This is a genomic window from Pelolinea submarina (assembly GCF_003966975.1).
Taxonomy (GTDB): domain Bacteria; phylum Chloroflexota; class Anaerolineae; order Anaerolineales; family Anaerolineaceae; genus Pelolinea; species Pelolinea submarina.
In genome coordinates, this window is sequence record NZ_AP018437.1 from 2,372,590 (window position 1) to 2,398,990 (window position 26,401).

The window sequence follows — 26,401 nt, forward strand, 5'->3', positions numbered from 1 at the left end:
CCTTCTCCTGTATCGCTAATTCAGTTCAACCAGCCTGGTCAGCAAGGCATCCAGGCGTTCCTGCCAAATCCCCTCACCCAGAATAGGCAGCCAATAGGCATTCTTACCGCGGCGTGCGTCATTGCCTAAATCCGCCAGATCGCGCACTTTCAAACCTTCCGGCAGCGCCGGATAGCGCAGCACAATCTGATCCCCTTCTATCGAGATGGATGCCAATCCAGCCTGCTCCGCTTTCAATTTGATACCCAGCTGCCAAAACAGGTTTTGCGTGTCCTCCGGCAGCGGGCCGAAACGATCGAGAAACTCGTCTTTAATTTTCTCGATTTCATTTTGGTTAATCGTATCAGCAATCCGGCGGTAAAGCTGTAATCGCAGCTTTTCATCAGGTAGGTATTCTTGGGGGATGCCTACCGAGAGCGGCAATTCCACCGCCACCAGCGGACGGATACTGCGATAAGGCAGCTCCGGTTTCGCGGTTTCATATAATCCGCCGCGTTCCTTAACCTCGTTCACCGCTTCGGAAAGCAGCCGGGTATACAAATGAAAACCTATTGCGGCAATGTGCCCGTGCTGCACGGTTCCCAGCAGGTCGCCCGCCCCGCGCATTTCCAGGTCACGCATGGCGATGGAGTAACCTGCCCCCAGTTGGGTATTTTCCGCCAGGGTTTCCAATCGTTCCAAACCTTCCGGCGTGGGTAGTTTCTTGCGGTGGTGGAAGAAATACGCGTAGGCGCGCGAAGCGCCGCGTCCCACCCGTCCGCGTAGTTGGTATAGCTGTGATAATCCAAAAGTATCGCCGCGATCTACAATCAGGGTATTGGCATTGGGGATATCCAAACCGGATTCAATAATGGAGGTGGAAACCAGCACGTCCACTTCGCCGGAAGTGAACTTATGCATCACTTCCGCCAATTCGTGCTCTTTCATCTGTCCGTGCGCAATCCCCAACCGTGCTTCCGGCACCAGGCTGCGCAGGTGATTCGCCATCGCGCCGATGGTCTGCACGCGGTTATGGACAAAGAACACCTGTCCGCCGCGGTCAATTTCGCGGATGATGGCATTGCGGACCAATTGCGGATCATACCCGCCAATATGCGTCTGGATCGGCAGCCGGTCGGAGGGCGGCGTATTAATATTGGAAATATCGCGGATACCCGACAGCGCCATGTACAGCGTGCGCGGGATGGGTGTCGCAGTCAGTGTCAACACATCGATTTCCGTGCGCATCTTTTTGAAGTACTCCTTATGCGTCACACCGAAACGCTGTTCTTCATCGATAATCAACAATCCCAGGTCTTTAAAGAGCACGTCATCCTGAAGTAAACGGTGAGTGCCGATGATGATATCCACATCGCCCGCTTCTAAATCCAGCAGGATTTGCGCCTGCTCGGATGGGCTGCGGAAACGCGATAGCATTTCCACCTTGACCGGGAAAGGTGCCAGGCGCGTCCGGAAAGATTCGAAATGCTGCTGCGCCAGCACCGTAGTCGGCACCAGCATGGCCACCTGGCGGCCGTCCATGACGGCCTTGAAAGCTGCCCGCAGCGCGACCTCCGTCTTGCCGTAGCCAACGTCTCCGCACAACAACCGGTCCATTGGCCGCGCCCGTTCCATGTCATGTTTTACTTCCTCGATGGCCCTGGCCTGGTCGGGAGTCTCAGTGTAAGGGAAACTCAATTCCAGGATGCGCTGCCATTCGGTGTCTGCGCGGTAAGCATAGCCTTCCACCGTCTGTCGTTTGGCATACAACTCCAACAGATCAACGGCCACTTCCTGAACCGCCTCTTTGACCTTATCCTTGAGCGTCACCCAATCTTTGGTGCCCAACCGGGTTAGCCGCGGGCCGCGTTCATCCGGCCCTACGTACAAGCTCAAGCGATCAGCCTGATGTACCGGCACGAATAGCTGGTCGTCTTCCGCGTACTTGATCAGCAGGAAATCCCGTTCCACGCCCTCAATCGAGCGATGGACCAGCCCGGCAAAACGGCCGATGCCGTAATCGATGTGCACTACCCAATCGCCCGGCTTCAGGTCCGCGTAAGAGACTTCCGGTCCGGAATAACTCTGCGCTCTTTGTTTGCGCGGCCGCGGGCGCTCCCATCCGAAGATTTCCGAATCGGTTAGCAGGTAGCTGATGGTTCCCTTGGGGTACCGTACTTCCCAGCCCGCATTCAGACTGCCGTCGATATAAGTCAGCAATTCGGATTCGCTTAAACCGGCCGCTTCGCCTCGCCCGACTTCCTTCAACCGGTCGACCTGTTTGGACACAACGGTCACCGGATTTCCCTGATTGACAGTCTTGTTGATAAATTCAAACAATCCCGGCAAGTGGCTGCCAAAACGCGGCCCGGGCGAAAACGCGCCGGATAATGGGTGGATTTCATCTCCTAACGGGAAACCCAGGTCAATAATGCTGAAGCGCGTCATGTTATCGCTCAGTTCGGACCAGGTGGTGTATGGCAGTGGGAAATCCGCCGGCACGGCATTCATCTCCACCGCGTCCTTACGCAGCCGTAACGCTTGGTCTTCAATCTCCTCGGAGGTTACTTCCAGTGAAGCTTCATTGTCCAGTAGGATGATGGAACCTTTGGGCAGGTAGTCCAATAATGACCCCGGATTCTTGTAAGCCAGGGGGATGTTGAATTCGACTAAAGGTTGGCTGGGATCTTCATTTAAATTGGAATGCTCGCCGACCAGTTCGCCGGCCGGTGGAATAAACACCGAATTGATCATTTCGATGGAGCGCTGCGTGGCCGGGTCGAAGCTGCGGATGGAATCCACCTCGTCCCCGAAAAAATCCACGCGCACCGGATGTTCCAGGTTTGTCGGCCATATATCTACCAAACCGCCCCGCCGCGAAAATTGCCCCGCGCTGGTCACCAATTCGGCGGTGGTGTAGCCGATATCCACCCACTTGCGGCACAAGGCGTCCACCTGCATCTGGCTGCCGACCTTGAGTGTGGCACAAGCCAAAAGGAAGTCCCGTCGTGGGATGGTCCGAGTCATCAGCGATTTGACCGAGGTAAAAATTACCTGGGGCACGTCTTCGCTCTTGCGCGCCGGCAGGAATGTTTGCGCCAGTGCCACCAGTGTCTCCATGCGGTCGCTGCGCGTATCGCGGCTCCAATTTATTTTTTCGTAGAATAACGGGGTAGGTTCGGCAAAGATGAAATTACGGTTCCCTTCCGCCCAGAAGCTGAATTCTTCATACATGGATTGCAGCCGGTCGGACTTGGAAGTGATAAACAGCAGCGGTTTTTGGGTATCTCGCTGAAGCGCTGCCATGAATGGCAGTCGCACGGAACGCGGCAGACTGATGGGAATCTGCCTGGTTCCACCTTCCACCTGTTCCAGTAAATCATTGAAACCGGGAAGTTCTTTAAATCGGATTAATTGCTCACTCGTCATCATTCAGAACAGAACCATTAAACAATGTCATGGCTTTTTCAATTCCCTGTTCCAGGAAAATTTCCAGAGCGTCACCGCACGTATCCAGTACTTGGTCGAGAATGATTTCCTCATCCCCTTTGAATTTCTTCAACACGTAGTCCTTGGGATCCATGCGCCCCGGCGGGCGGCCGATTCCCAACCGCATGCGCGGGAATTCCTCCGACCCCAGACGGGAGATGATGGACTGCATACCGCGTTGGCCGGCAGATCCGCCCGCTTTGCGAATGCGGATGTTGCCGAACGGCAGGTCCATATCGTCATTGACGACAACCAGATGCGCCAGGTCAATTTTATAGAAATGCACAAACGAACCGACTGCCGTTCCGGAAAGGTTCATATACGTTTGCGGCATGACCAGCGCCACGCGTTTCCCCGCAACCGTACCCGCACCGGTCAGTGCTTTGAACTTATAGCGGCTGATATCGATGGACCAGCGTTCAGCCAATCTCTGTATCGCGGAAAAACCGATATTATGGCGGGTGTGCTCGTATTCGCGGCCCGGGTTGCCCAAACCGACAAAGATATACCATTCGAGAGATTCGTTGGAAGGATGTTGTTTAAAAAACATAAAACCACTTTCTAATAAGTTGACAACAAGTTAGTCTAACATAAAGCCCCTGATTATGCAAAATTATACAAAATTCTGATTTCTTCACACTTCTAATATGTTTTTTATGCAAATTGTCGGACTAATCTGGTATGCTATAATCAATTCTTAAGACAGACTTAGGCTGTGGAAAATGACTGAAATACAAACGGACTCACTAACGGAAAAGAAAAAAACTGGCGCGATCATCGCGGCCGTTGTTTTGGTCGTCCTGCTGATCGGCTTAGTTATCGGCATTATCGCCCTTGCCCAACCATCGGCAGATACCGGAAAAGTTCGGGATATCTTTATCATCGTCCTGGCGGTTGAATCGTTGCTGCTGGGTGTAGCGTTGGTGATCCTGGTGATTCAATTAGCTGTTCTGACCAATTTGATCCAGAATGAGGTCAAACCCATCCTGGATTCCACAAAAGAAGCGGTAAGCACAGTCAAAGGGACCAGCAAATTTATTTCCGATAAAGCAGTTGCCCCCATCATCACTGTAAGCAGTTTTGTAGCTGGCTCGAGAAAGTTGTTTGAGATAATCGGTTTTATTAAAAGAAAAGATTAGCGTATTATCCTGAAAGGAGAAAAATACAAATGTCAGACCATGATGATTTTGGAGCATTCTTAGTAGGTTTTTTGGTTGGAGGTCTCTCCGGCGCGATTACGGCGCTGTTGCTCGCTCCCCAATCCGGTGAGGAAACCCGCACCATGATTAAAGATCGGAGCATTGAACTTCGCGACCAGGCTTCCGCTACTGTTGAGGAATCTATCGACAAAGCAGAAAAAGCCGCCAATGACGCGATAAAGAAAGCGGAAACGCTGCTTGAACAGGCCAAAACCAAAGCGGCTGAAGTCGCCGAACAGGGCCAGGTTGTTTTAGAAGATACCAAAGCCAAAGCCGCGAAAACAGTAAAATCAGCCACAAAAGGCGATAAAGGCGAAGCTTCCACCAAAGCCTAAGTTACTGTTTTCTGCAAAGAAACATATATAAATCAGCGGTTGATTGCTCAACTGCTGATTTCGTTTAATACCTGTGGCAGTTGTGCAATCACATCCCCGGCCATCACGCTGGCTTCGCTGCCCAATTGGCGCGCAGCCTTGATGCCTGCTCTGGCGTGCAGCCATGCTGCCGTTTTCGCCGCGGTGTAGGGTTCTAAACCCTGTGCGATCAATCCCGTGATCATGCCGGCTAACACGTCTCCTGTACCCGCTGTGGCCAATGCAGAAGTGGCCATGGGAATGATGGCAACCTCGCCCGCCGGGTTTGCTACAATGGTCATTGCTCCTTTTAAAACCAGCACATGTCCCCAGCGTTGCGCGTACTCCCGTGCAATTGCTTCACGGTCGGCTTGAATTTTTGCAATACTCAACCCGCTCATAACCGCCATCTCGCCCGGATGCGGTGTTAGGACGGCCGTTTGGATTTTATCCTGCCAATTCTCAATCTGTGCCAACAGTTTTAACCCGTCCGCGTCAATCACCAGCGCAGGCAATTTCCTGGATGCGTTTTTTAATTCGTGTTCTTCGGGTACAAATCCGAGGGGAGAAGCATTTCCTTTCCCTTTCTGCAGGTTTAATAAATCCTCCAGGAATTCTTTTGTTTCATTTTCCAATCCCCAACCCGGCCCTATCAGGAGCGCATTTACTCGTTCCAGATTCTTCCAAACCACCTTGGCCGCTTCGCTGTTGATAACCCCACTCGTATGCGGCAGGATTAACCAGGTAGCTTCCGGCAGCTGCCCTGCCAGTGTGTCGTAAATGGACCCGGGAACACCCACGCGCACCAGGCCTGTACCCATGCGGTAAGCTGCCCGAGCAGCCAGCAATGCCGCCCCGCAATAGTTCACCGACCCGGCTGCGATCAGGCAGGTGCCGTAAGTACCCTTATGGCTGTCGGCCGGCCGTTCAGGCAGGTTTTCCACTGCCATCCGGGCATCCATTACATCTACATCCGCCTCCGCCCAAGCCGGCAGGTTGTCCCCCAAGCCGATGCCCACGGCGTATATCTCTCCCGCCAAGCCTAAAGCCGGCTGTTTCAATAAGCCTGCTTTGATTGCCGCCATGCAAACTGTCAGGTCAGCCCGCAGGCATTCCTTGGCCGCCTTTCCGCTATCGCAATCCACTCCGGAAGGACAATCCACCGCAACTACTGGCGGTAAATCCTTTATTTCTTTTAAAACGGCTAAAGCATGCTGGATATCTCCTTTTAAGGGCAGTCGAATACCTGTGCCCAGCACGCCATCCATAATCAGGTCGGCTTGTAACGCATGTTGTCGTAATTTCTCAAAATCATGGTCCTCATTGACGCCCAGAACCTGACCGCCCGCTTTGCGATAATCCGTCAAAAGTGCTTCATCCCCCACGCGTTCTTTCAGCAGATATGCTTGTGTCTGCCAACCCCATTCCGCCAGGTAGCGCAGCGCGATCAGGCAGTCGCCTCCGTTATTGCCGGATCCTACCAGTCCCAACACACTGCACGTTGGCCGTCGGAAATACCGCCGGTGAACGGCCTGCGCCAATGCCAGACCGGCGTTGGCCATCATCTGATCGTAGCTCAACCCACTGGCATCTGCCTGGCCTTCCAGGGCTTTCATTTGCGCGACACTCACCCGTTTCATGCTGTTCTCCTGTATGCTTCTTTGAAATTATACCCGTCTGCCGGTAAGCAGTGCCTCGGTTATAATTGCCAGCATGCGACGTTATTTATATCTCGGGGTCTTTTTCGCCGGTTGTGCCAGCCTGGCAGTCGAAATGTCCGCTTCTCGATTACTGGGCAACTACTACGGTTCCAGCAACCTGGTTTGGGCAATTATCATTGGGTTGATCCTCATCTACCTGTCCGTCGGTTACACCATCGGCGGTAAATGGGCCGACCGCTCGCCCGAATTTAGTACGTTCTTCACGATCCTTGCCTGGGCGTCTTTATTAATTGGCCTTGTACCTCTGGCCGCCCGCCCGATTTTGCGCACGGCCAGCCAGGCCTTTGATAATATGCAGGTTGGCGTGATGGTTGGTGCTTTTATATCCGTTCTGGCGTTGTTCAGCCTGCCTGTAACCCTGCTCGGTACTGCTTCTCCTTTTGCAGTGCGCCTGGCCCTGCAGGAAAAGGAACACTCCGGCGTAGTTGTTGGCAAGATTTATACCCTCTCTACCCTTGGGTCCTTCCTGGGCACATTTCTGCCCGTCCTGCTGCTTATTCCAGCCATAGGTACCTATCGCACCTTTGTCGCCATCAGCGCCGGTTTAATGCTGGTCACGTTTTTTTGTCTGGCCATGACCGCCGGATTCAAGCCTGTTTTGAAACTGGCCTGGATGCCGCTGGTATTGGCTCTGGCTACATTCATCGGCCTGCGCGGCTTTGACAAGCAAGCCGAGGGTATCATCTACGAAGGAGAATCCGCATATAACTATATTCAGGTGCAGGAAATCAACGATTACCGCATGCTGCGCCTGAATGAAGGCCAGGGTATTCATTCCATTTACCATCCCACGCGCGATAATTTCAACGGTTCCTGGGAACAGGTTTTGGTTGCGCCATATTTCAACACTGCCCCCATTTCTCCGGAGGAAGTCAGTGAAATTGCCCTTCTGGGTCTGGCCGCCGGCACCAGCGCCCGCGAAGCCTATCAGGTTTATCCGCAGGCTACCATCGATGGCTTTGAGATCGACCCGGAAATCGTGTCGGTGGGGTACGACCTTTTTCACATGGATGTACCTTCATTGAATGTGTATATAGAGGATGCCCGTTGGGGCCTCAGCCATACCGACGCGCGCTATGACATCATCAGCATTGATGCCTACAAACCGCCCTATATCCCCTGGCATCTCACCACACAGGAATTCTTCCAGCAGACCTACGACCACCTCTCGGATAACGGTGCGCTGGTCATCAATGTCGCCCGCATTTTGGATAACCGCCGGCTGGTCGACTCGCTCTATACCACCATCCACGCTGTCTATCCTTCTGTTTATGTCGTGGATATCCCTGACACGCTCAATTCCATGATTTTCGCCACCCGCCAGCCCACTCAGGCGGACAATCTGATCGACAATTACATTGCTCTGAGTGAAAACCCCGACACCCCCAACCTGCTCCTGTCTACCCTGGAGACGGCCGTCCTGAATATCCAACCCGATCCCCCGGATGGCACGCTCTTCACCGATGATAAGGCGTCGGTGGAATGGATCACCAACGCGATGATTTTGGACGTTTTCCGCTCAAATCAAATCGAGGCATTTCAATGAAGTTACTTAAAAACACAGCCATATTTTTATTGATTTTACTTTTCCCATTAATGGTGATTACATCTTCCATCCGTGTAGCGCTCACCCCGCTTTATATCAACGCAGAATATAATCTGCCCGGTTTTCCACCCGATGATTACGGCTTCACCACCGCTGACCGTTTGCAGTGGGGACAATACTCAATCGATTACTTGTTGGGCAAAGTCTCTCATACGGAATTCACCACCCAAACCCTGCCGGACGGCAGCCCGCTTTTCAACGAGCGCGAAATCTCACATATGTTGGACGTGCGCAATCTGACCACGCCGGTGCTGCTGATTTGGAAAATCCTGGTGGCTTTCTTTGTCCTGACGCTGCTGCTCAGCCTGCTGGGCAAGTGGTCTGTTGATTACCTGAGAGCCCTCAATAACGGCGCCCGCCTGACAATTCTACTGATCATCATGATCCTGTTTTCCGTCTGGCTGAACTTTGACCTGCTCTTTACCAAATTCCACCAGCTTTTCTTCACCGGCGACACATGGTTGTTCTACCTCAACGACAACCTTATCCGCCTCTTCCCCATGCGCTTCTGGCGCGATTTGTTCATCTTTATCGGCGGGCTCACCATTCTCGCCAGCCTGGTTCCCATCCTCCTCTGGCACCGCCGCTTGAAGAAAATGTAGTTCCCTTGTCATATCAACATTCCAATTCAGATTTGTATAAGTAATAACTGTAGGGCGGGATTAGAATCCCGCCTTCAATATTTCCTTTTCAAAAAAAATAATCAAAAATCAAAACTACCCTTAATTTGGCGTGGATCGAAACACGTCCTACGAGAGTGAGATTCCTTCCCTATTTCAGCCTCGCTGAAATGGGGAAGGCTAGGAAGGGGCATCTTTGTCCATCCGTGGTTAATATGCTAAAACCACTAACGCGATATTCGGGAAAAAAAGTAGCCGGCATTCCCATCTGTGTTTATCAATATAAGGAAGTTTTAAATAAAACACAGCCATCGAAATTCCCGCTTCACCTCGAATGCAATATCCATAGAAATATCTGTGTCCATCCGTGGTAAATATTCTAAAACCACTAATGCGATAATCGGAAAAAGAGTAGCCGGCATTCCCATCTGTGTTTATCAATATAAGGAAGTTTTAAATAAAACACAGCCATCGAAATTCCCGCTTCTCCCCGAATGCAATATCCATAGAAATATCTGTGTCTATCTGTGGCAAAAAAAAGTTAAACAAAAAAAGCGCGGTTTTTATACCGCGCTCATTCTCTTTTCAATTGATTGAAATCTACCGTACAGCTACCGGATTGTCCGGATGGTTTTCCGCATCAAAGATGTGCATCTTGCTCATATCAAAAGCCATTTTCACATTCTCGCCCAATTCATAGCGCGAGCGCGGATCGACGCGCGCCACCAAATCGTGGTCGCCGCTCATCAGGTAGACGTAAATCTCGTCGCCCATCAACTCCAGCAAGTCCACCTTGCATTCCACCTCGGCGGCTTGGATGCCGGAGGAGGAATATTCGGGGTTATAAATATCTTCCGGCCGAATGCCAAAGACTACCTTCTTGCCGTCGTACGCTTCGTAGGTTTTGACCTTGTCCTTGGGAATTTCCAATTTGAATGTATCCGTGGCGACAAATAATTTTCCACCGGATTTTTCAAGTTTGGCCTGGAAGAAGTTCATGGCAGGCGAACCCATAAATCCGGCTACAAACTGGTTGGCCGGTTTATCATACAGGTTCTGGGGAGTGTCCACTTGCTGCAGCACACCGTGGTTAATCACAGCGATACGTGTGCCCATGGTCATGGCTTCCACCTGGTCGTGGGTCACGTAAATAAACGTGGTCTTCAAGCGCTTGTGCAGTTTGGTGATCTCTTTACGAGTCTGCACGCGCAGCTTGGCATCCAAGTTGGATAACGGTTCATCAAACAGGAACACTTTTGGTTCACGCACAATGGCGCGCCCCACAGCAACACGCTGGCGCTGGCCGCCGGAAAGTTCGCGCGGTTTGCGGTTCAGCAGCATCTGGATATCGAGGATCTGCGCAGCTTCATCAACCCGCCGTTGGATCTCCTCTTTCGGCATCTTGCGCAATTTCAACCCGAAAGCCATATTCTCAAATACGGTCATATGCGGGTAGAGTGCATAAGACTGGAATACCATCGCGATATCCCGATCCTTGGGTGGAATGTCGTTCACCACCTGATCGCCAATCATGATTTCACCGGAAGTAATTTCTTCCAGTCCGGCTAAACTCCGCAGAGCGGTTGTCTTGCCGCAGCCCGAAGGGCCCACCAATACCAAAAATTCCTTATCGTCAATGGTGAAACTGAGATCATTGACAGCTATTACGTCGCCGAATTTCTTAACGACGTGGTTGAATGTTACACTTGCCATGCTTTTCCTCCATTCCACAGAATATAGTGACTTAATTATAGGTCAAATTTTGTAGAAGTAAAAAGAAGTGATGACAAATGTCATCACTTCTTTCTGATTACGAGGAAAGCGTAGTGCTAGAAAGCTTTCAAGGCATCCACCACGCGGTCAATATCTGCTTCCGTGACCACCGGCGACATATGTCCAATGCGGAAAACGACGTCTTTCAAGTGTCCCAATCCGCCGCCAATTTGGATGTGATGTTCATTCAACAAATACTGGATAATTTCACCGCTCTTATGGCCCTCCGGCGCGTAAGCCGCGGTCAACACCGGGTTGAGCATCTCATCCGACGTATAGGGTTCCATGCCGGCTTCCCGCAGTCCTTTGCGCAAGCGCAGCGCCAACGAACGATAACGCTGTATACGATTTTCAATCCCTTCCTCCATCAACTGTTCCAGCGCGACCAGTAAGGCATTCACATTGTTGGTTGGCATGGTCACCGGGGTTGGGTGCCAATCCGCCCATTCCGTGCCATATTTGCGCCAGTTTTGCAGATTGGTATACCAGCTGTGGCCTTTATCAAAGGAACGGTCGATCGTTTTCCAGCCTTTTTGGCTGACTGAGACAGGTGCTAAACCGGGCAGCGCGCCCAGGCACTTTTGCGTAGCAGAGGCACAAATATCCACGTTCCAATCTTCCATGTCAAAGGGTATGCCGCCGAAAGAGGATACCGCGTCCACCAGGAAAATCGCTTCGCTCGCTGCCACAATCGCGCCAATTTCCTTCACCGGGTTGAGCACAGTTGTGGATGTCTCGCCGTGCACCACCGACACCGCTTTGGCATCGGGGTTGGCATCCAAAGCTTTTTTAATAGCCTGCGGATCAAGCGGTTTGCCCCACTCGCCCGGTACTTCCACAATATTTAATCCGGCATTTTTAGCAACCTCGATCAGCCGCCCACCGAAGAATCCATTGTTGCCAATGATGATTTTTTCGCCCCTCATCAGACTGCTGCTCATGGACGCGTCAATTGCGCAGGTGCCGGAACCAACCATTAAATAAACATCATAATTCTTGCCGGCGACATTGAATATTTGCCTGAGAATATCAATCACGCGTGCATACTTTTTTACCCACGCATCCCCATAATGCGGTTCAACCGGCTCGCTGAGTGCAGCTAAAACTTTTGGATCAACTTCCACTGGACCCGGTATCATTAACTTCATCTGTGCTTGTTCCATTTATTATCTCCTTTTCCTTTGGCAAAAATTGATATCTCCGTGCAAATCATCATTCCGCAATTTTGTTGATATTAAAAAAGAATCGGTGCTGGTACCGTTTGATTGAAACGCTGGTTATCCAACACCGTCAGGGGTCTGAAGGGAAAACCCTTCCTGGTAAAGACCATCCCAAATATTATCCATTTTTGTATTAGGGGAATGTGGAGCCGGCTGAATACGACCCGCACATCCATAATTGTTATGGATATCCGATGTTCATATCCGAGATAGTTCCTGGACAGCAACATCGGATATGCTTTTTTTTGCGGCCGTTTGTTCACATTAATTCTGTAGTTCTTCACTGAGAACGCCCTGGTATAGTATTTTAATCATCATATTTTATCAACTCAATCATAATTCACCCAAGGATAAACCTTAAATTTTGTCAGCTAAGTTATAATAACGTTCCTATCCAGCTTCTAACAATTAAAGGTTTATTTATGGTGCAAAAAAATATGGGGACCGTCGATTTTGACTTGAAGGAAGCCATCTCGTCCAACCGTCTGGTTGGATTATGGCGTCTGATGCGCGGCTACCAGCTCGATTATACCTTCGCTACAATAATGCAAGGTTTATCGGCGGCGTCCAAAACAGCGACATACTTATTGCTTAGTTACTTTGTCGATAACTACTTTCTAGCCTCAACCGGAAAATTTCCGGTTTGGACTATTGCCGTGGCTTTTGTTGCTTTCGCGGGATTGCAGGGTTATTTCACTTTCCTGAGCGGCAAGCATGCCGCAAAAACCGCGGAAGGTACAGTCGAACGCCTACGTAATTACCTGTTCGACCACATCCAACATCTGCCTTTTTCTTATCACGGCGCCACCGATACCGGTGAGCTGATCCAGCGTTGTACCTCCGACGTGGACGCCCTGCGGCGCTTCTATAACGATCAGGCCATCGGCGTCGGACGCATTGTGCTATTGTTTGTGGTGAATTTCATCGCGCTGCTGCGCCTGAATACCCGGCTGGCATTGCTATCAGTCATTGCTGTCCCGATCGTTGTGGTCACGTCCATTTACTTCTTCAAAAAAGTCTCCAAGGCTTATGAGGCTTACCAGGAACAGGACGCCATCCTATCCACCACCCTTCAAGAGAACCTTAGCGGCGTGCGCGTTGTTAAGGCCTTTGCCCGCCAGACGCATGAGATTGAGAAATTCGAGCAAACCAACTGGGAAAAATTCAAACGCGGCAAGCACTTGCTGACGATCCATTCCCTTTTCTGGCCAATCTCGGACACAATCTGCGGCATGCAGATGTTGGCCGGATTTTTGCTTGGCGCGCTGATGGCTATCCGCGGAGAAATCAGCGTGGGTAATTATTTAGCCTATGCCGGTTTGATAGTGTGGATTATCTACCCGCTGCGTGGCCTCGGCCGTCTGATCGTGGAAATGTCCAACGGTCTGGTTTCATATGATCGCGTGTTCAAGATCATCAAAGAAACTCGCGAACCATTGGATGACGGCGACTACCATCCTGCAGCGGATCTAGATGGTGAAGTAATTTTCAACCATGTGAACTTCGAATACAACCAACATGAACAGGTGCTGCACGATATCAACTTTAAAATTGAGGCCGGCAAGGTAGTGGCGCTGCTCGGTTCCACCGGATCGGGTAAAACCACATTGGTCAATCTGCTGCCGCGCTTTTCCGATTACACCAGCGGTGAGATTCTGTTGGATGGAATCGATCTATGCCGCTATTCGCGCCGCTATTTACGCAGCCAAATCGGTATTGTCGAACAGGAACCCTTCTTATTTTCCCGCTCCATTCGCGAAAATATTACTTACGGCGTTGGCCGGGATGTTCCCGAGGAAGAGGTCGAGCAGGCAGCTAAGATGGCTGCGGTTCACGATGTCATTCTCTCCTTCCCCGAGGGGTATCGCACGCTGGTGGGTGAACGCGGTGTCACCCTGTCCGGCGGGCAGAAACAGCGCATCGCCATTGCGCGCACCTTGCTGAAGAATCCCTGCATCCTCATTTTGGATGATTCCACCTCATCCGTGGATACCGAAACGGAAGCGCAGATTCGCGCAGCCATGCAATCCCTGATGCGCGATCGCACCACTTTCGTCATCGCTCACCGTATTCAGAGCATCATGAACGCGGACTTGATCCTCGTCATGGAAGACGGCCGTATCATCCAGCATGGAACGCACGAGAGTCTTTTACGCGTGCCAGGGGTCTACCAGCAGATTTATAACATTCAGACCCGCATCGAAACGGAATTGGAACAGGAGCTTTCAAGTGCCAGCTGATTTTTACGAAGAAGAAGATTTTCAGGGCCAGTTCAAAGGCAATGTATTCAAGCGCATCTTGGATTTGATGCGGCCGCATTGGCCTTGGGTATTGGGCTTTTTAATCTGTGTCATTATCGTGTCTATTCTGGATGCTTATTTCACCTACCTGAGCAAGCAAATTGTCGATAGAGGCATTGTCAATAAAGATATCAATGCCTTACAACAGATTTTGGTGAATTATGGCATTCTCATTCTTGTGCAGGCCGCCGCTGTATTCGGCTTTGTTTTCCTGGTTGGCGTGCTGGGAGAACGGGTACGCTATGACCTGCGTCAGTCCCTATTCAACCACCTCCAGCGCTTATCGCTCTCCTATTTCTCGCGCACGCCTGTTGGCTGGATCATGTCGCGCGTTACCAACGACACCGAACGGGTAGCCGAACTGGTTACCTGGGGTGTGCTGGATTCCACCTGGGGCGTTATCAATATTTTGACCTCCGTGATTTTCATGCTGGTCATCGACTGGCGCCTGGCTCTGATTGTCATTGCCATTCTGCCGTTTTTATTCTACGTGGCCGTTCAATTCCGCAAACGCATTCTGGAGCAGTTCCGCAATGTGCGCAAAATCAATTCCAAGATCACGGCTTCATATAATGAGAATATCAGCGGCGTGCGCGTGGTTAAAGCGCTTGGTCGTGAAGATGAGAACCTGCGCGAGTTTGGCGAACAAACCAGTGCCATGCGCAAAGCCGGTTACCGTGCTGCCTGGTTGAGCGCGCTTTTCCTGCCCAGTGTGCAGATCATTTCTGCTGTTGGTTTGGGCGGCATCATCTGGTACAGCGGAGCGACAGTCGGCAGCGGCACTTTTTCCATAGGCAGCTTGCAAGCTTTCATTACTTACATGACATCCATGTTGTGGCCTATTCAGGATGTCGCCCGCGTCTTTGCCGAAATGCAGCGTGCTCTGGCTTCCGCCGAGCGCATTTTCTCATTGGTGGATACCACGCCTGAAATTCTGGATAAACCCGGTGCTTTTGATCCCGGAACCATCCGCGGCGAAATCCAATTTGAACATATGTATTTCTGGTACGAGGATGAACTGCCGGTCATCAAAGATTTAAATCTGACGATTCAACACGGAGAGACCATTGCCCTGGTCGGTTCTACCGGCGGCGGCAAGACCACCATCGTCAATTTACTATGCCGTTTCTACGAACCCAAGCGCGGCCGGATTCTTATCGGCGGGCACGATTACACCGACCTTTCGCTGCAGGCCATCCAATCCCGTATCGGTGTAGTGCTGCAAACTCCGCATCTGTTCTCCGGCACCATTCGCGAGAACATCGCTTACGGCCGCCTCAAAGCCAGCCAACAGGATATCGAAGCAGCCGCAAAACTGGTTGGAGCGGATCATTTCATCCAGCGCTTTGAACATGGTTATGACGAACAAGTCGGTGAAGGCGGCGTTCTGCTCTCGGTTGGACAGAAACAGCTCATCAGCCTGGCCCGTGCGGTGCTTTCCAACCCGGAGATCTTCATCATGGACGAAGCGACCAGTTCCGTGGACACGCTTACCGAGTCGATGATCCAAAAAGGGATGGAAGCCATTATGCAGGACCGCACCAGCATCATCATTGCCCACCGCTTGTCGACCATCAAGACCGCTCACCGCATTTTAGTAATTGAGGATGGCCAAATCGCCGAAATGGGTAATCACGCGGAGTTGCTAAAATTGAAAGGTAAGTACTACAATCTCTATACACGCCAATTCCGCTTTGAGCGTGAGGATGCGTATAATATTTTTAAAGAAAACAACCAGGCAAACTTATCCGCCGGATAGCAGGTTTCAAGCTGGAAATTCTCTTTTTGCGGGTGGTAAAATAGGTTTGAACATCTTCAGTTATAATTAACGCACAAATTTGGAATGGAGTGAAGTAATGAAGAAAACTATGTTAAAAACCCTCAGTTTGGTAGCAGTAATGATTGCTGCCGCCCTGATGCTCGGCGCCTGCGGTGCCGCCGCTCCTGCGGAACCCACGGTGGATCCAAACGTTATTTTCACCCAGGTTGCTGAAACGGTAATGGTCAGCATGACCCAGACCTCGGAAGCTATCCCCCCCACAGCCACACCTGAACCAACCGCTACTCCTGAACCCACACAACCGCCGGCCCCCACTGTCGATGTCAGCCAGGAGCAGGCAGCCATTCCCACTATTTCGATGGGACCCACCGCCACGGTTCAGCTTTACGGTGATGCCGCCAAATGGAATACCCAAAGCCCGGTGGATGGCAAGGTCTTCAGTGCTGGCCAGGCATTCAACTTCCATGTTTGCATGTCTAATGTCGGATCTACTACATGGACAAGTAAATATTATCTACACTATATTGATGGTAGCAAGCCGTGTTGGGTATCAAAAACCTATGTCGGCAAAGCTATTGACCCCGGCAGTAAATGGTGTTTTGATCTGGAATGCCGGGCTCCTGATACCTCCGGCACTTACACGACCTATTGGTTCCTGAAGAATGCCGATGGTGTGAAGGTTACAAACGGCGAAGTATATTTCGCTTTCAAGGTTCAATAACCATCCTTCCTGACAATAATAAAGAGGCTCTCATTTGAGCTGTACTCTATAGATAAAACAGGAAAAGCAAAGCCTCGATAAGTTAAGTAGACAGGCACCTGATTTGAAAAGGTGTCTGTCTTTTTTTATAGGATGACAATATGGCTCAATTCTTTTCAGTTGATATTGCTTAATCCAGATTTATATCCGGTCGGATTTCCGTATCGGTAATTGTTCTGCAATCTCTCAACAGGTGAGTCCTTTTTCACGAATAAATCCACTGCTTCTTGCTTCACTTCGATTGCCTAATAAAACACCCCATCTCTACCTGACAAAATAGAAACACCCCTCGTGTCAAAAAAGAACAAGGGGTGCTTTATTTTCGTGTTTACTTTTTAGTGTCCAGTTTATAAAAAGGACAGCCTTATATTTTTCTAATTCAGAAATTTCCTATTGGTTAACTAATCAATCAAGCTTATATTACTGAATTTCCAACATTATTCGGCTGTTGCGTTTACAAAACCGTATTTGGCCAATACGGCTTGTCCTTCATCGGAAAGGACAAAGCTTACAAAAGAAGCGGCCAAATCTGCGTTTTGACTGTCGGCAACTGGGGCAATCGGGTAAGTCCCAATGGAGTTCAGCTCATCCGGGATATCCAATGTGCCAATGCTTTCAGCAGCATCCGCGGTAATATCGGTCACGTACACGATACCGGCATCGGCTTCACCCAGGGTAATCTTGGTCACGACGGCTTTGACATTATCTTCAAATGAGACCACATTCGCCAATACGTTTTCCTTGAAATCGCTGCCGAAACTTTCATCCGCGCTGGCTTTGTCCAGAAATTCCTGTGAGTACTTGCCTACCGGAACGGTCTCATCGGCCAGAATGACCATCAAACCGGATTTTGCCAGGTCTTGAAGCTGGGTCAATTCTCCGGGATTATCCTTGGGATAAATTACGACCAGTTTGTTATACGCAAAAGTTTGGGCATCGTCTGCGTTTACACGCCCGGCGTCAACGACAGCTGTCATGTATTTGGTGCTGGCACTGGCAAAGACATCCGCTGCGGCGCCCTGCCCAAGTTGTTCTGCCAAAGCCTGGGAACCGGCAAAGCTTAATGCCACGGTCACACCCTCATTTTGTGCTTCGAAGAGCTGCCCCAGTTCAGTGAAGGACTCGGTCAATGAAGCGGCAGCCAACACGGTCAGCGTGCGTGCTTCTGCCGGTGCTTCTGCTTCAGCTTCGGCTGCCGGCGCGGCAGCTTGTTCCTCAACCGCTTCGGTGGGAACACTCGCTGCTGGTTGGGCTGAGCAAGCGGCCGAAAGCAGCAGCAGGCCCAACATTAGAATAGACAAGATTTTGGAACGCATAATGGAAAACCTCCTTGGTTTTTGGTTGTGCAAGTCAGACGTGTCAGGCGTCAATCTTGCAAGGCGTTATTATTCACTTAATGAGTATTCATTTTGTGAATTAGCAAGATTGTATCACTGAATAAACCAGGAGATGAATTATTTGTTCTCTTTTAAGATTGTTCTGTTGTTTCCAACTTACAATGCTAAAAGAACAGCGTCTATCTTTGCAATCCCCCAATATTTCGCCGATAATTCTCGCCGAGGAAGTCACTCAATCATTGATTAGTTCAACCCCGGTATCCAAACGGCTGTGTAAAAATCCTTTGACCAAAACCAGTGTGAGGAATGAAAAACAGATCAGGATGATCGAAAGCGTTAATGCCACATTTAACTCAATCTCGAAACCAATATAAATGGCCAGCGGCATGGTTTGTGTCCTTCCCGGAAAGTTACCAGCAAAGATAATGGTTGCCCCGAACTCACCCAAAGCCCGTGCCCAAGTCATCACCCCACCGCTCAAAAGTGCGTTTGCGGAAAGCGGTAGTACGATATAGCGGAACACCTGCCAGCGATTGGCGCCATCCAGCGCCGCCGCCTGCTTTAGCTCCTTATCGATACCGGAAAAGCCCACTGCGGCTGAACGGACGTATAGCGGTGAGGCAATAAAAAGCTGTGCCATCACCACCGCGATGAAAGTAAATGGAATGGTAATGCCCTTCTCGGCCAACAGCGCCCCTACCAACCCGCGCCGCCCAAACGCCATTAACAACGCCACGCCTGCCACCGATGGCGGCAGTACGGTTGGGATATCGACAAGCGTATCCACAAAATGATAACCCTTGAATTTTCGCGTTCCCAACAAATAAGCCACCGGTGTGCCCAATACCAACGTCAACGCCGTGGTTACGCTTGAAGTTGCCAGGCTTAAACTGATGGCTTGCGTCACTTGGCGTTCATTCAAGTTCTGCAGCAGGTCCCGGGGAGAACTGTGAATAAAAAGTGAAAGAATCGGGATGGCCAAAAACAACAGCATCGGCATTGAGAGCAATTTCCAGGTTTGTTTAGACCATACGGCGGTGTTTACGATTGTGCGTTTTTCAGTCTCTATCATGAGTATTACCTGTTTTCATTGTCGGAATGTACAAATTGCCTGCTCGATGAAAGGTATTTCCTGATTCCATCACCGGATTTTTCAGTTGTAATTTTTTACCACAGAATTCCATATAATTGGTTTATGATTATTCACGTTGTGAATTAGTCAATTATACGTGTTTATGGTATTATCGGCCATTATTCCGGTCGCTGGTTCTTCAAGCGGAACCAATTCCGGGAACATTTTGCCGATGAACCGAATGGAGCAAAACTATGCTGAAAACGAAACCAGTTACGGAAGTCACCCGCATCATCACGGAACGCTTTGGCGCTTATCGCTTGAAATCAGAACGTATTCCCTTGGAAGACGCCCTGGGCCGCGTGCTTTCAGAGGATATCCTGGCTTCCGCCTTCATCCCCAATTTCAATCGCGCGACCGTGGACGGTTACGCGGTCAAAGCCGCTGATATCAGCCTATGTTCGCAAGAGACACCCGTAACGCTTAAATTGGTCGGCCGCTCACATATGGGTACCTCAAACACTTTCAGCATCACGCACGGTGAGTGCGCTTACGTCCCGACCGGGGGTGAGGTACCCGATGGCACCGACGCCATGGTGATGATCGAAGATACGCAGATGCAGTCCGAAGAAGCGATATCCTTTTTTGTGCCTTATCGCGCCGGTCTGAACCTGATTTACCGCGGTGAGGATACCCAGCCGGGCAACTTGATCATTCCAGCCGGTAAACGCCTGAAAGTAGCCGACACCGGCACGCTGGCGGCCATGGGCATCACGCAGGTGCCGGTCATGCTGCGTCCACGTGTAGCAATCATCTCAACCGGCGATGAGATTGTGCCGGTGGATCAACCCATATCTGCCGGTCTGATTCGGGACGTTAACGCCCCTATGTTATCCAACGCTGTTTCGGTCAATGGCGGCCGGCCCAATTTTTACGGGATCGTTAAGGACCATCCGGATGCTATCACCGCCACGGTTGAAGCGGCTTTGCCCGAAGCGGATATGCTTCTCATTTCCGGCGGCACTTCCATGGACACGCGCGATGCAGTCACATCCGTGATTGCCGCTTTAGGGGAAGTATATGTGCACGGCATCACCGTCAAACCCGGTAAACCAACCATCTTCGGCGCAATTCAGGATAAACCTGTCTTCGGCCTGCCCGGTAATCCGGTCTCGGCGTATTTCACCTTCCGGCTTTTTGTCCGGCCGCTGCTGCATTCGCTGCAAGGTACGCAGCCGGTGGACCGTCAAATCACACTGCCCCTCGCGCGCGATTTGGTTACCAATCACGGCCGTGAGGAATGCGTTCCTGTAATCATCAAGGATGGTCTGGCTCATCCGATCATTATTAAGTCCGGCCTGATCACCACGGTTTCCTGTGCCGACGGTTACTTCCGCATCCCGCGCGACTTGCCCGGCCGCAATCAGGGCGACCTGGTAGAGATCACCTTCCTTGACCAATAACCGGTAGGACTCTGAAAAAAGAACAAAAAAAGACCGCTTCTCAGCGGTCTTTTGATTTACTTTATCTTGAGTTTGGATATGCTTTTTTGCAGCGCTTGTTCCATCTGGTTTTCGGCTTCATCCCGGTCCATCTCGCATGCGGCTACCCACTCGTTAATAAACTGACGTTTAAGTGTTTCCAGGATTTTCTTTTCGTTGATGTGGACGTCTTTCTGAACATCGCGCGCGTGCATATCCCGGATCAATGCCGCTTTGGTCAGTAGATCGCTGTCCTGTGATTTTTCCTGAATGTAAGCCAGCCGGCGGCGGAAATTCTCATTCAGGTCCTTAGGTGTTTGTGAAAGAACTTTAGTTGCTTCTTCAAAAGCAGTGGAAGTAGAAACCGGCCGAATACGTTCCGATCCGGTTTCCCCGATTGGCAGCCAATACGTAATGCTGTCGGTTTTGACAACATAAAAAACCTTGCGGTCGCCCAGCAATTCCTTGGTATCCATCCCGGTGATTTGCCCTAATCCGTGGCGGTTGTGCACAATCCAATCCCCTTCGGATAATTCAAGCGTAATTTTTGTCATTTGCTGGTCCTTCTGGTGTAAATTCCGCTTAGCGGAATTTACATAATTAATAAATCAGATACAATCGCTGCATGCCGGCGTACCCCTTCCAATATGCCCCCTGCTTCGGATTGTTGCCAATCCCTATTGTTAGTCTACCTGCGGATGATTGTATATTGATTATATCGCATTCATTCAATGCCCGTCAGTCTTCCTATAAGAGAGACAGGGAATGGGGAGTATTTTAGGATATGTTAATACTGAATGTCTCTCTTAGCATGTAAATTTAAGGGCTGTAGAATCGAACAAGTGATTAAACCGGATTCAAATATGAAATCATCAACGCCAAAACCCGAAATTCAATTCTCAACTCCCCGCGAGTTGAACCTTGAATGCCCGCAATTTGGCGAAGCTGATTTCAAATATTCCCAGGCCTTTCCGGATTTGACCCGCTTCAATGGCAGGTTCTATCTGGCTTTCCGTGCCGCGCCCTCGCACTTCCCTTCCGTTAAATCGCGCATTCTAATTTACAGCTCGCCGGATGCCGAATCCTGGCAGTTGGAACACGTTATTTCCGATCCGCGCGACCTGCGCGACCCGCATTTCCTGTTATTCCGTGGCCGCCTGCATATCTTCTACATGAGCCTGACCCACCGCCTCTTCAACCATGAACCCGAGCAGATTTATTATTTATCCTTGAACTCGGAAGGTTGGAGCACCCCACAGGCCATTTCCGCTTCGCAAGCCGGTTTTTGGAACGTGAAAACCTTCCGGGATACCGTCTATATGAGCATCTATACCCGCAACGGAACCGATCAGAAGAGGACAAAACGCCATTTCCGCTTTATTGCCTCCAATGATTTGGAGCATTGGGAAACCGTCTTTGATTCGCCGCTCACGCGCGAAAGGCTGCGCAGCTACCAGACCTCCGAAGCCTCTTTCGATTTCGACCCGCAGGGCAACATCTTCGGCACCATCCGCTCGCTGATCTACCCCAACCTGAATTTCCTCATCCCCGCCGGCCAGCCCGACCAGTGGCGCGTGCGCGTGGACCGCTTCAAGTGCGACGGCCCCAACCTGTTCCGCCACAACGGCCGCACCTTCCTGGTGGCCCGCCGCAGCCTGTTCTACCACCTATCCAGCCAACCCTTCCGCTTCGTCCACCACGCCCGCACCACGCTCAACGTGCTGCGTTACTCGCTCAGCCGCAAGCGCACCGCCATCTACAGCTTCGACCCGGCCGACCTCACCATCCGCCACATCACCGACCTGCCCTCACATGGCGACACCGGTTACTCCGCCATCGCACCCATATCCGAGAACCAATACCTGCTGATCTACTACAGCTCCGATATCAACATGGGAAAGGACTTCAATTGGATTCGCGGCCAGCTGCGCCAAACCCGACTGTATGCATCTACTTTAACTGTTGAGGCATAGAGACGCTGACTAGTCATCATCCCTTATAATCACAATACGTTTATTCAACGATATAGGAATTTTGAGGAAGAAACGCCATGTCTCAATTCACCCCCCAGGAAATTTCCGCCCTGCTCGACCAACACTCCCGCTGGTTGTCCAGTGATGCGGACGGCGTGCAGCTCAACCTCAAAGACGCCGACTTGTCCGGCCTGAACCTGACGGACGCCAACCTGGAGAAAGCGCTCCTGCCCGGCGTGAATTTTCAAGACGCCAACCTGACCTTCGCCAACCTCAAAGGCGCGGTCCTCTCAGGCGCCAATCTGGAAAACGCTGTGCTGCGCGATGCCAATCTGGAAGGTACCGTCCTTGAGAACGCCAATCTGCGCAACGCCGACCTGACCAAGTGCACCCTCAGCTATACCGGCCTGCAACAGGCTGATCTGACCGGCGCGGTCTTGCGCGATGCTTTCGTCAACAACGCCAATTTCACCGGCGCGGACCTCACCCGCGCGGTCTTGATCAACGTGCGCTTCCATAAAGCCATTCTATCGGGGGTGATTTTCGTGGAAGCCGACCTGACTTCTACAACGATCTACAATGCGAATTTAACTGACGCGAATTTTCAGGGCGCGAACCTGAAGAACGCGCACATCAAGAACGCCATCCTGCGCGGCACCAATTTCGACGGCGCGCGCATGCAAGGCGCCACCATCAAAGGTCTGGGGACATCTCAGAATAAGAAAAGATAGGGAAAGATAAGGTCAGGCCTTTTTAACCACAATGCTGCCTTTGGGTACACCCAGATCAGTTCCCACCATATCGCATTTCACTTGCAGCAGAAAGAAAATCGCCGCTTCCTCCGCGCTAAGCGCTTCATAGTTGCCCATACCTTTGGAAATGATTAACTGCGCCTGCCGGAAACGTTCGACAAATTCGCTTGAACAGTACGATAGCAGCGTACCCGGGTAGCGTGCCCCGCATGAGATCACGGTTGCCACCCCCTCCAGCCCGGCATCATGTGCGTCCGCGATGAGTGCATCATTCAAGATGGGCGCATCCTTGACGGCATACACCACCGGCTTACCTATGCTCTCTATCAGGATGCGGTCGAAGACCGTCTCCCCCGCGTTGTCCGCCAGGTAAAGGATCTCATCCACCTCATCAATGGCTATGCGCAGCGCTTCCAGATCGTTCACAGCAAAGGGCTGGGTCATCACGCGCTGGATGGTCGCTTCCAGGTCATAGGAATCCAGCGGCCCAAAGTCGATGATGTTGCCCGCAATGGCCAGACGCACCGCGCTTTCCAGCGGGTCGGATGAATGCAGTACAACCTCTTTCCATTTGGGATATAAAGCCAGCGCCTCTTGAGTGCTCTTTTCTTTATCGCTCTGGTAAATATCCTCGATACCGGTCATTTCGCGCAGGAGTGCGTGCGCTTGCGCCGTAATTTCCGGCGCGGCAGCTCCCGGCCGCATTTCGATCAGACATTGCAGTATGCGCTGCATGGCATTGACTTGCTCGCTTTCTTCCATCCCGGTTCGTCGGATGGCGCTCAGTGTTTGCCGCACAGCGCAGGGATAACAGTCCAGTGAAAACTTCATTGTGTACCTCCGCGCCCAAGTATATCATTCTCATTCTCCATCCCTAATTTTAGAAAAAAAATCAACTCCTCCCCTAATTTTGGTACAAAATTGGGGGAGGTTGGGTGGGGGCACTCCTCCTGTTCCCTTAATAACGATGGAGGTCAGGTAAGTGCAAAAAAAAGATGGCCCACTCCTCCCCTATTTCCGCAGGAAATGGGGGAGGCAGGGAGGGGGCAGGAGGCAGAAAGGGGGCGAAACCGGGAGAAGCTGGAAAGAGAGTCTACGCCCCCGCCACCCCCGCCACATAGGCCGCCATCTTCTGCGGAATATCCACACCGGTCGTGTCGATGCTGTGCCGGAACTCCATGGTGTGGTTGATCTCATTCACCGTCAACCCATCCTCGGTCTCGAACAGGTCCAGCGCCAGCAGTCCGCCGCCCACCGCCTGAGCTGCCAGTCCGCATAGCTCCACCATCTCCGCCGTTAGCAGGCAGTTGGTCGCCTCGCCGCCGCGCGCTGTGTTGGTGATCCAATTCTCCGAACTGCGGTAGATAGCGCAGATGATCTCGTCGCCCACAACGAAAGCGCGGATGTCGCGCCCGGGCTTCTCCACGTATTCCTGCACATAGAAGATCTGGTGGTTGATGCCCAGCGCGGCCTTGTGCTCGATGATGGCACGCGCCGCGTCCGGGTTCTCGATCTTCGCCAACAGCCGTCCCCACGAACCCACCACCGGCTTCATTACGCACGGGTAGCCCACCGCTTCCACCGCCGCCAGCGCGGCTTCCTCATCAAAAGCCATTACCACCCGCGGCGTGGGAATGCCCGCGCTGGTCAGGATCTGGCTGGTGATGTACTTATCGCCACAGCGTTCCGCTACCAGGCTGGAATTGATAGCCGGGATGCCGTTGGCCTCAAAGATGCGTGAGATATACAACCCGCGCGTGTACGACAGCGAGCGCACGAACAGCACATCCACGTCTGCCGGTTTCTGCGCGATGTCGAAGGGCTGCTCTCCATCCGGGATGCGCACCACCTCAACGCCGGGCTGCTTTTCCAATGCGTCTAATAAATACTTTTCCTCAACGCGTAAACGGGTATATAAAAATCCAACTCGTGCCATGTTTTTCTCCAATTCAATAAAGTGTTTTGATAATTCCTGTTAATCCTTCAAATTGTGAATGACCGCCTGGGTAGCCTCTTCTGTGGAAAGCGTTCCGCCCATATCAGCCGTCACCTCGCCCGCCGCCATGCAGGCCTCGGCTGCCGCGCGTACTCGTTGTGCCTGCACCGCCTCGCCAATGTGCTCCAGCAGCATGGCTGCTGCCAGGATAGCCGCCAACGGATTGGCCTGGCCCGTGCTGGCCAGCGTCGGCGCGCTGCCGTGTACCGGTTCGAACACTGCCGCGTCCGCTCCGATGTTGCCGGAAGCCGCCACGCCCAGCCCGCCCACCAGCATGCAGGCTTCATCGCTCAGGATGTCGCCGAACAGGTTAGTGGTCACGATCAGCTCGAACTGCTGCGGCGCGCGCACCAGCTCCATCGCGCAGGTGTCCACCAGCATTTCCTTCATTTCGATATCCGGGAAATCCCGCGCCACTTCCAACGCCACCGCGCGGAACAGTCCGCAGGTCTGCCGCAGCACGTTGGCTTTATGCACCACGTGCACTTTTTGGCGCCCGCCGGCCCGCGCCAGCTCGAAAGCTTTGCGCAGGATGCGCTCGGAGCCGCGCCGCGTGATGATGCGTTCCGTCACCGCACGCTCGCCATTCTCTTCCATTCGCTCGCTGCCGATGTACAGCCCCTCGGAATTCTCGCGTACGATCAGGATATCAATGCCCTCGCGTGAAGATGGGTGCGGGATCGACTTTATCGGGCGCAGGTTGGTGTACAAATCCAGCGTTTGGCGCATGCGCACCACCGGTGAAAAATAGCCTTCGATATTGGGCGGGGTGGTCACCGCGCCGAACAGCGCCGCGTCGATGGCGCGGATGGCGTCCAGCGTTTCCTGCGGCAGCGGCGTGCCCAGCTTTTGGAAAGCGCCGAAGCCGATTTCAGCCTGGCTGAACTCAAATGCCAGCGGCAGCGCGCACAGCACCTCTGCCGCGCTGGCCACCACCTCCGGGCCAATGCCGTCGCCCGGCAGCAGGCAGATGCGATAAGTCTTGTCCAT

Annotated in this window: 21 protein-coding genes; 10 read left to right on the top strand and 11 right to left on the bottom strand. The window is 51.8% G+C overall.

The genetic code is table 11. The features are described 5' to 3' along the window. Positions 1-15: 15 nt before the first annotated feature. Together mfd and pth are read right to left on the bottom strand one after the other, a co-directional pair. The gene (mfd, locus tag Pelsub_RS10500) at positions 16-3,411 is read right to left on the bottom strand and encodes a transcription-repair coupling factor (protein ID WP_116223783.1); all 3,396 of its coding nucleotides are present in this window, start codon (positions 3,409-3,411) and stop codon (positions 16-18) included. Continuing rightward, positions 3,398-4,018, bottom strand: a complete 621-nt coding sequence (gene pth / locus Pelsub_RS10505; protein WP_116223782.1) for an aminoacyl-tRNA hydrolase — start codon at positions 4,016-4,018, stop codon at positions 3,398-3,400. Before pth ends, mfd begins: the two co-directional genes overlap by 14 nt. A gap of 172 nt (positions 4,019-4,190) precedes the next feature. On the opposite strand from pth, the gene Pelsub_RS10510 reads away from it, so the two are divergent. Beyond that, entirely contained in the window at positions 4,191-4,607 is a 417-nt protein-coding gene (locus tag Pelsub_RS10510) for a hypothetical protein (RefSeq protein ID WP_116223781.1), read from the top strand. A 29-nt stretch (positions 4,608-4,636) separates the two neighbouring features. After that, positions 4,637-5,002 carry a YtxH domain-containing protein gene (locus tag Pelsub_RS10515; protein ID WP_116223780.1) on the top strand — a complete coding sequence of 122 codons (366 nt, stop codon included), beginning with the start codon at positions 4,637-4,639 and terminating at the stop codon, positions 5,000-5,002. Between the two features lie 47 nt (positions 5,003-5,049). Here Pelsub_RS10515 and Pelsub_RS10520 read toward each other — a convergent pair whose 3' ends face one another. Beyond that, positions 5,050-6,660 (bottom strand): NAD(P)H-hydrate dehydratase, encoded by a 1,611-nt coding sequence (locus tag Pelsub_RS10520; protein ID WP_116223779.1) that lies wholly within the window; start codon positions 6,658-6,660, stop codon positions 5,050-5,052. Between the two features lie 73 nt (positions 6,661-6,733). On the opposite strand from Pelsub_RS10520, the gene Pelsub_RS10525 reads away from it, so the two are divergent. After that, a complete protein-coding gene (locus Pelsub_RS10525) occupies positions 6,734-8,287 on the top strand; it encodes a spermidine synthase (RefSeq protein ID WP_126440498.1) in 1,554 nt (517 codons plus the stop codon). Further along, a complete protein-coding gene (locus Pelsub_RS10530; RefSeq protein ID WP_158675075.1) occupies positions 8,284-8,949 on the top strand; it encodes a TIGR01906 family membrane protein in 666 nt (221 codons plus the stop codon). Before Pelsub_RS10525 ends, Pelsub_RS10530 begins: the two co-directional genes overlap by 4 nt. Positions 8,950-9,567: 618 nt before the next feature. Here Pelsub_RS10530 and Pelsub_RS10535 read toward each other — a convergent pair. Then, positions 9,568-10,680, bottom strand: coding sequence for an ABC transporter ATP-binding protein (locus tag Pelsub_RS10535; protein WP_116223776.1), 1,113 nt, complete (start codon positions 10,678-10,680; stop codon positions 9,568-9,570). 116 nt (positions 10,681-10,796) lie between these two features. Beyond that, on the bottom strand, positions 10,797-11,903 hold the full coding sequence (locus Pelsub_RS10540) for a pyridoxal-phosphate-dependent aminotransferase family protein (protein ID WP_116223775.1): 1,107 nt from the start codon (positions 11,901-11,903) through the stop codon (positions 10,797-10,799). Positions 11,904-12,382: 479 nt separating this feature from the next. Between Pelsub_RS10540 and Pelsub_RS10545 the strand changes: the two genes are divergently transcribed. The 3 genes from Pelsub_RS10545 to Pelsub_RS10555 all read left to right on the top strand — a co-directional run bounded on the left by Pelsub_RS10545 (position 12,383) and on the right by Pelsub_RS10555 (position 16,761). Next, positions 12,383-14,200, top strand: a complete 1,818-nt coding sequence (locus tag Pelsub_RS10545) for an ABC transporter ATP-binding protein (RefSeq protein WP_232528592.1) — start codon at positions 12,383-12,385, stop codon at positions 14,198-14,200. Further along, complete coding sequence (locus tag Pelsub_RS10550) at positions 14,190-16,019, top strand: ABC transporter ATP-binding protein (protein WP_116223774.1); 1,830 nt, start codon at positions 14,190-14,192, stop codon at positions 16,017-16,019. The genes Pelsub_RS10545 and Pelsub_RS10550 overlap by 11 nt, the downstream gene beginning before the upstream one ends. 97 nt (positions 16,020-16,116) lie before the next feature. Next, positions 16,117-16,761: an NBR1-Ig-like domain-containing protein gene (locus tag Pelsub_RS10555; protein WP_116223773.1), complete on the top strand. Its 645-nt coding sequence runs from the start codon at positions 16,117-16,119 to the stop codon at positions 16,759-16,761. 476 nt (positions 16,762-17,237) lie between these two features. On the opposite strand, the gene modA is transcribed toward Pelsub_RS10555, so the two are convergent. Together modA and Pelsub_RS10565 are read right to left on the bottom strand one after the other, a co-directional pair. Beyond that, a complete protein-coding gene (gene modA / locus Pelsub_RS10560; protein ID WP_116223772.1) occupies positions 17,238-18,116 on the bottom strand; it encodes a molybdate ABC transporter substrate-binding protein in 879 nt (292 codons plus the stop codon). Between the two features lie 253 nt (positions 18,117-18,369). Continuing rightward, positions 18,370-19,209, bottom strand: a complete 840-nt coding sequence (locus Pelsub_RS10565; protein ID WP_116223771.1) for an ABC transporter permease — start codon at positions 19,207-19,209, stop codon at positions 18,370-18,372. A 254-nt stretch (positions 19,210-19,463) separates the two neighbouring features. Between Pelsub_RS10565 and Pelsub_RS10570 the strand changes: the two genes are divergently transcribed. Continuing rightward, positions 19,464-20,672, top strand: a complete 1,209-nt coding sequence (locus tag Pelsub_RS10570) for a molybdopterin molybdotransferase MoeA (protein ID WP_116223770.1) — start codon at positions 19,464-19,466, stop codon at positions 20,670-20,672. Positions 20,673-20,728: 56 nt separating this feature from the next. Here Pelsub_RS10570 and Pelsub_RS10575 read toward each other — a convergent pair whose 3' ends face one another. Continuing rightward, the gene (locus Pelsub_RS10575) at positions 20,729-21,244 is read right to left on the bottom strand and encodes a CarD family transcriptional regulator (protein ID WP_116223769.1); all 516 of its coding nucleotides are present in this window, start codon (positions 21,242-21,244) and stop codon (positions 20,729-20,731) included. Positions 21,245-21,553: 309 nt separating this feature from the next. On the opposite strand from Pelsub_RS10575, the gene Pelsub_RS10580 reads away from it, so the two are divergent. Next, on the top strand, positions 21,554-22,663 hold the full coding sequence (locus Pelsub_RS10580) for a hypothetical protein (protein ID WP_116223768.1): 1,110 nt from the start codon (positions 21,554-21,556) through the stop codon (positions 22,661-22,663). Positions 22,664-22,740: 77 nt separating this feature from the next. Beyond that, positions 22,741-23,394, top strand: coding sequence for a pentapeptide repeat-containing protein (locus Pelsub_RS10585; RefSeq protein ID WP_116223767.1), 654 nt, complete (start codon positions 22,741-22,743; stop codon positions 23,392-23,394). Positions 23,395-23,406: 12 nt separating this feature from the next. Here Pelsub_RS10585 and Pelsub_RS10590 read toward each other — a convergent pair whose 3' ends face one another. The 3 genes from Pelsub_RS10590 to Pelsub_RS10600 all read right to left on the bottom strand — a co-directional run bounded on the left by Pelsub_RS10590 (position 23,407) and on the right by Pelsub_RS10600 (position 26,401). Continuing rightward, positions 23,407-24,246 carry a damage-control phosphatase ARMT1 family protein gene (locus Pelsub_RS10590; RefSeq protein ID WP_116223766.1) on the bottom strand — a complete coding sequence of 280 codons (840 nt, stop codon included), beginning with the start codon at positions 24,244-24,246 and terminating at the stop codon, positions 23,407-23,409. A gap of 262 nt (positions 24,247-24,508) precedes the next feature. After that, positions 24,509-25,351 (bottom strand): lysine biosynthesis protein LysX, encoded by an 843-nt coding sequence (gene lysX / locus Pelsub_RS10595; RefSeq protein WP_116223765.1) that lies wholly within the window; start codon positions 25,349-25,351, stop codon positions 24,509-24,511. Positions 25,352-25,390: 39 nt separating this feature from the next. Further along, on the bottom strand, positions 25,391-26,401 hold the full coding sequence (locus Pelsub_RS10600; RefSeq protein ID WP_116223764.1) for an isocitrate/isopropylmalate dehydrogenase family protein: 1,011 nt from the start codon (positions 26,399-26,401) through the stop codon (positions 25,391-25,393).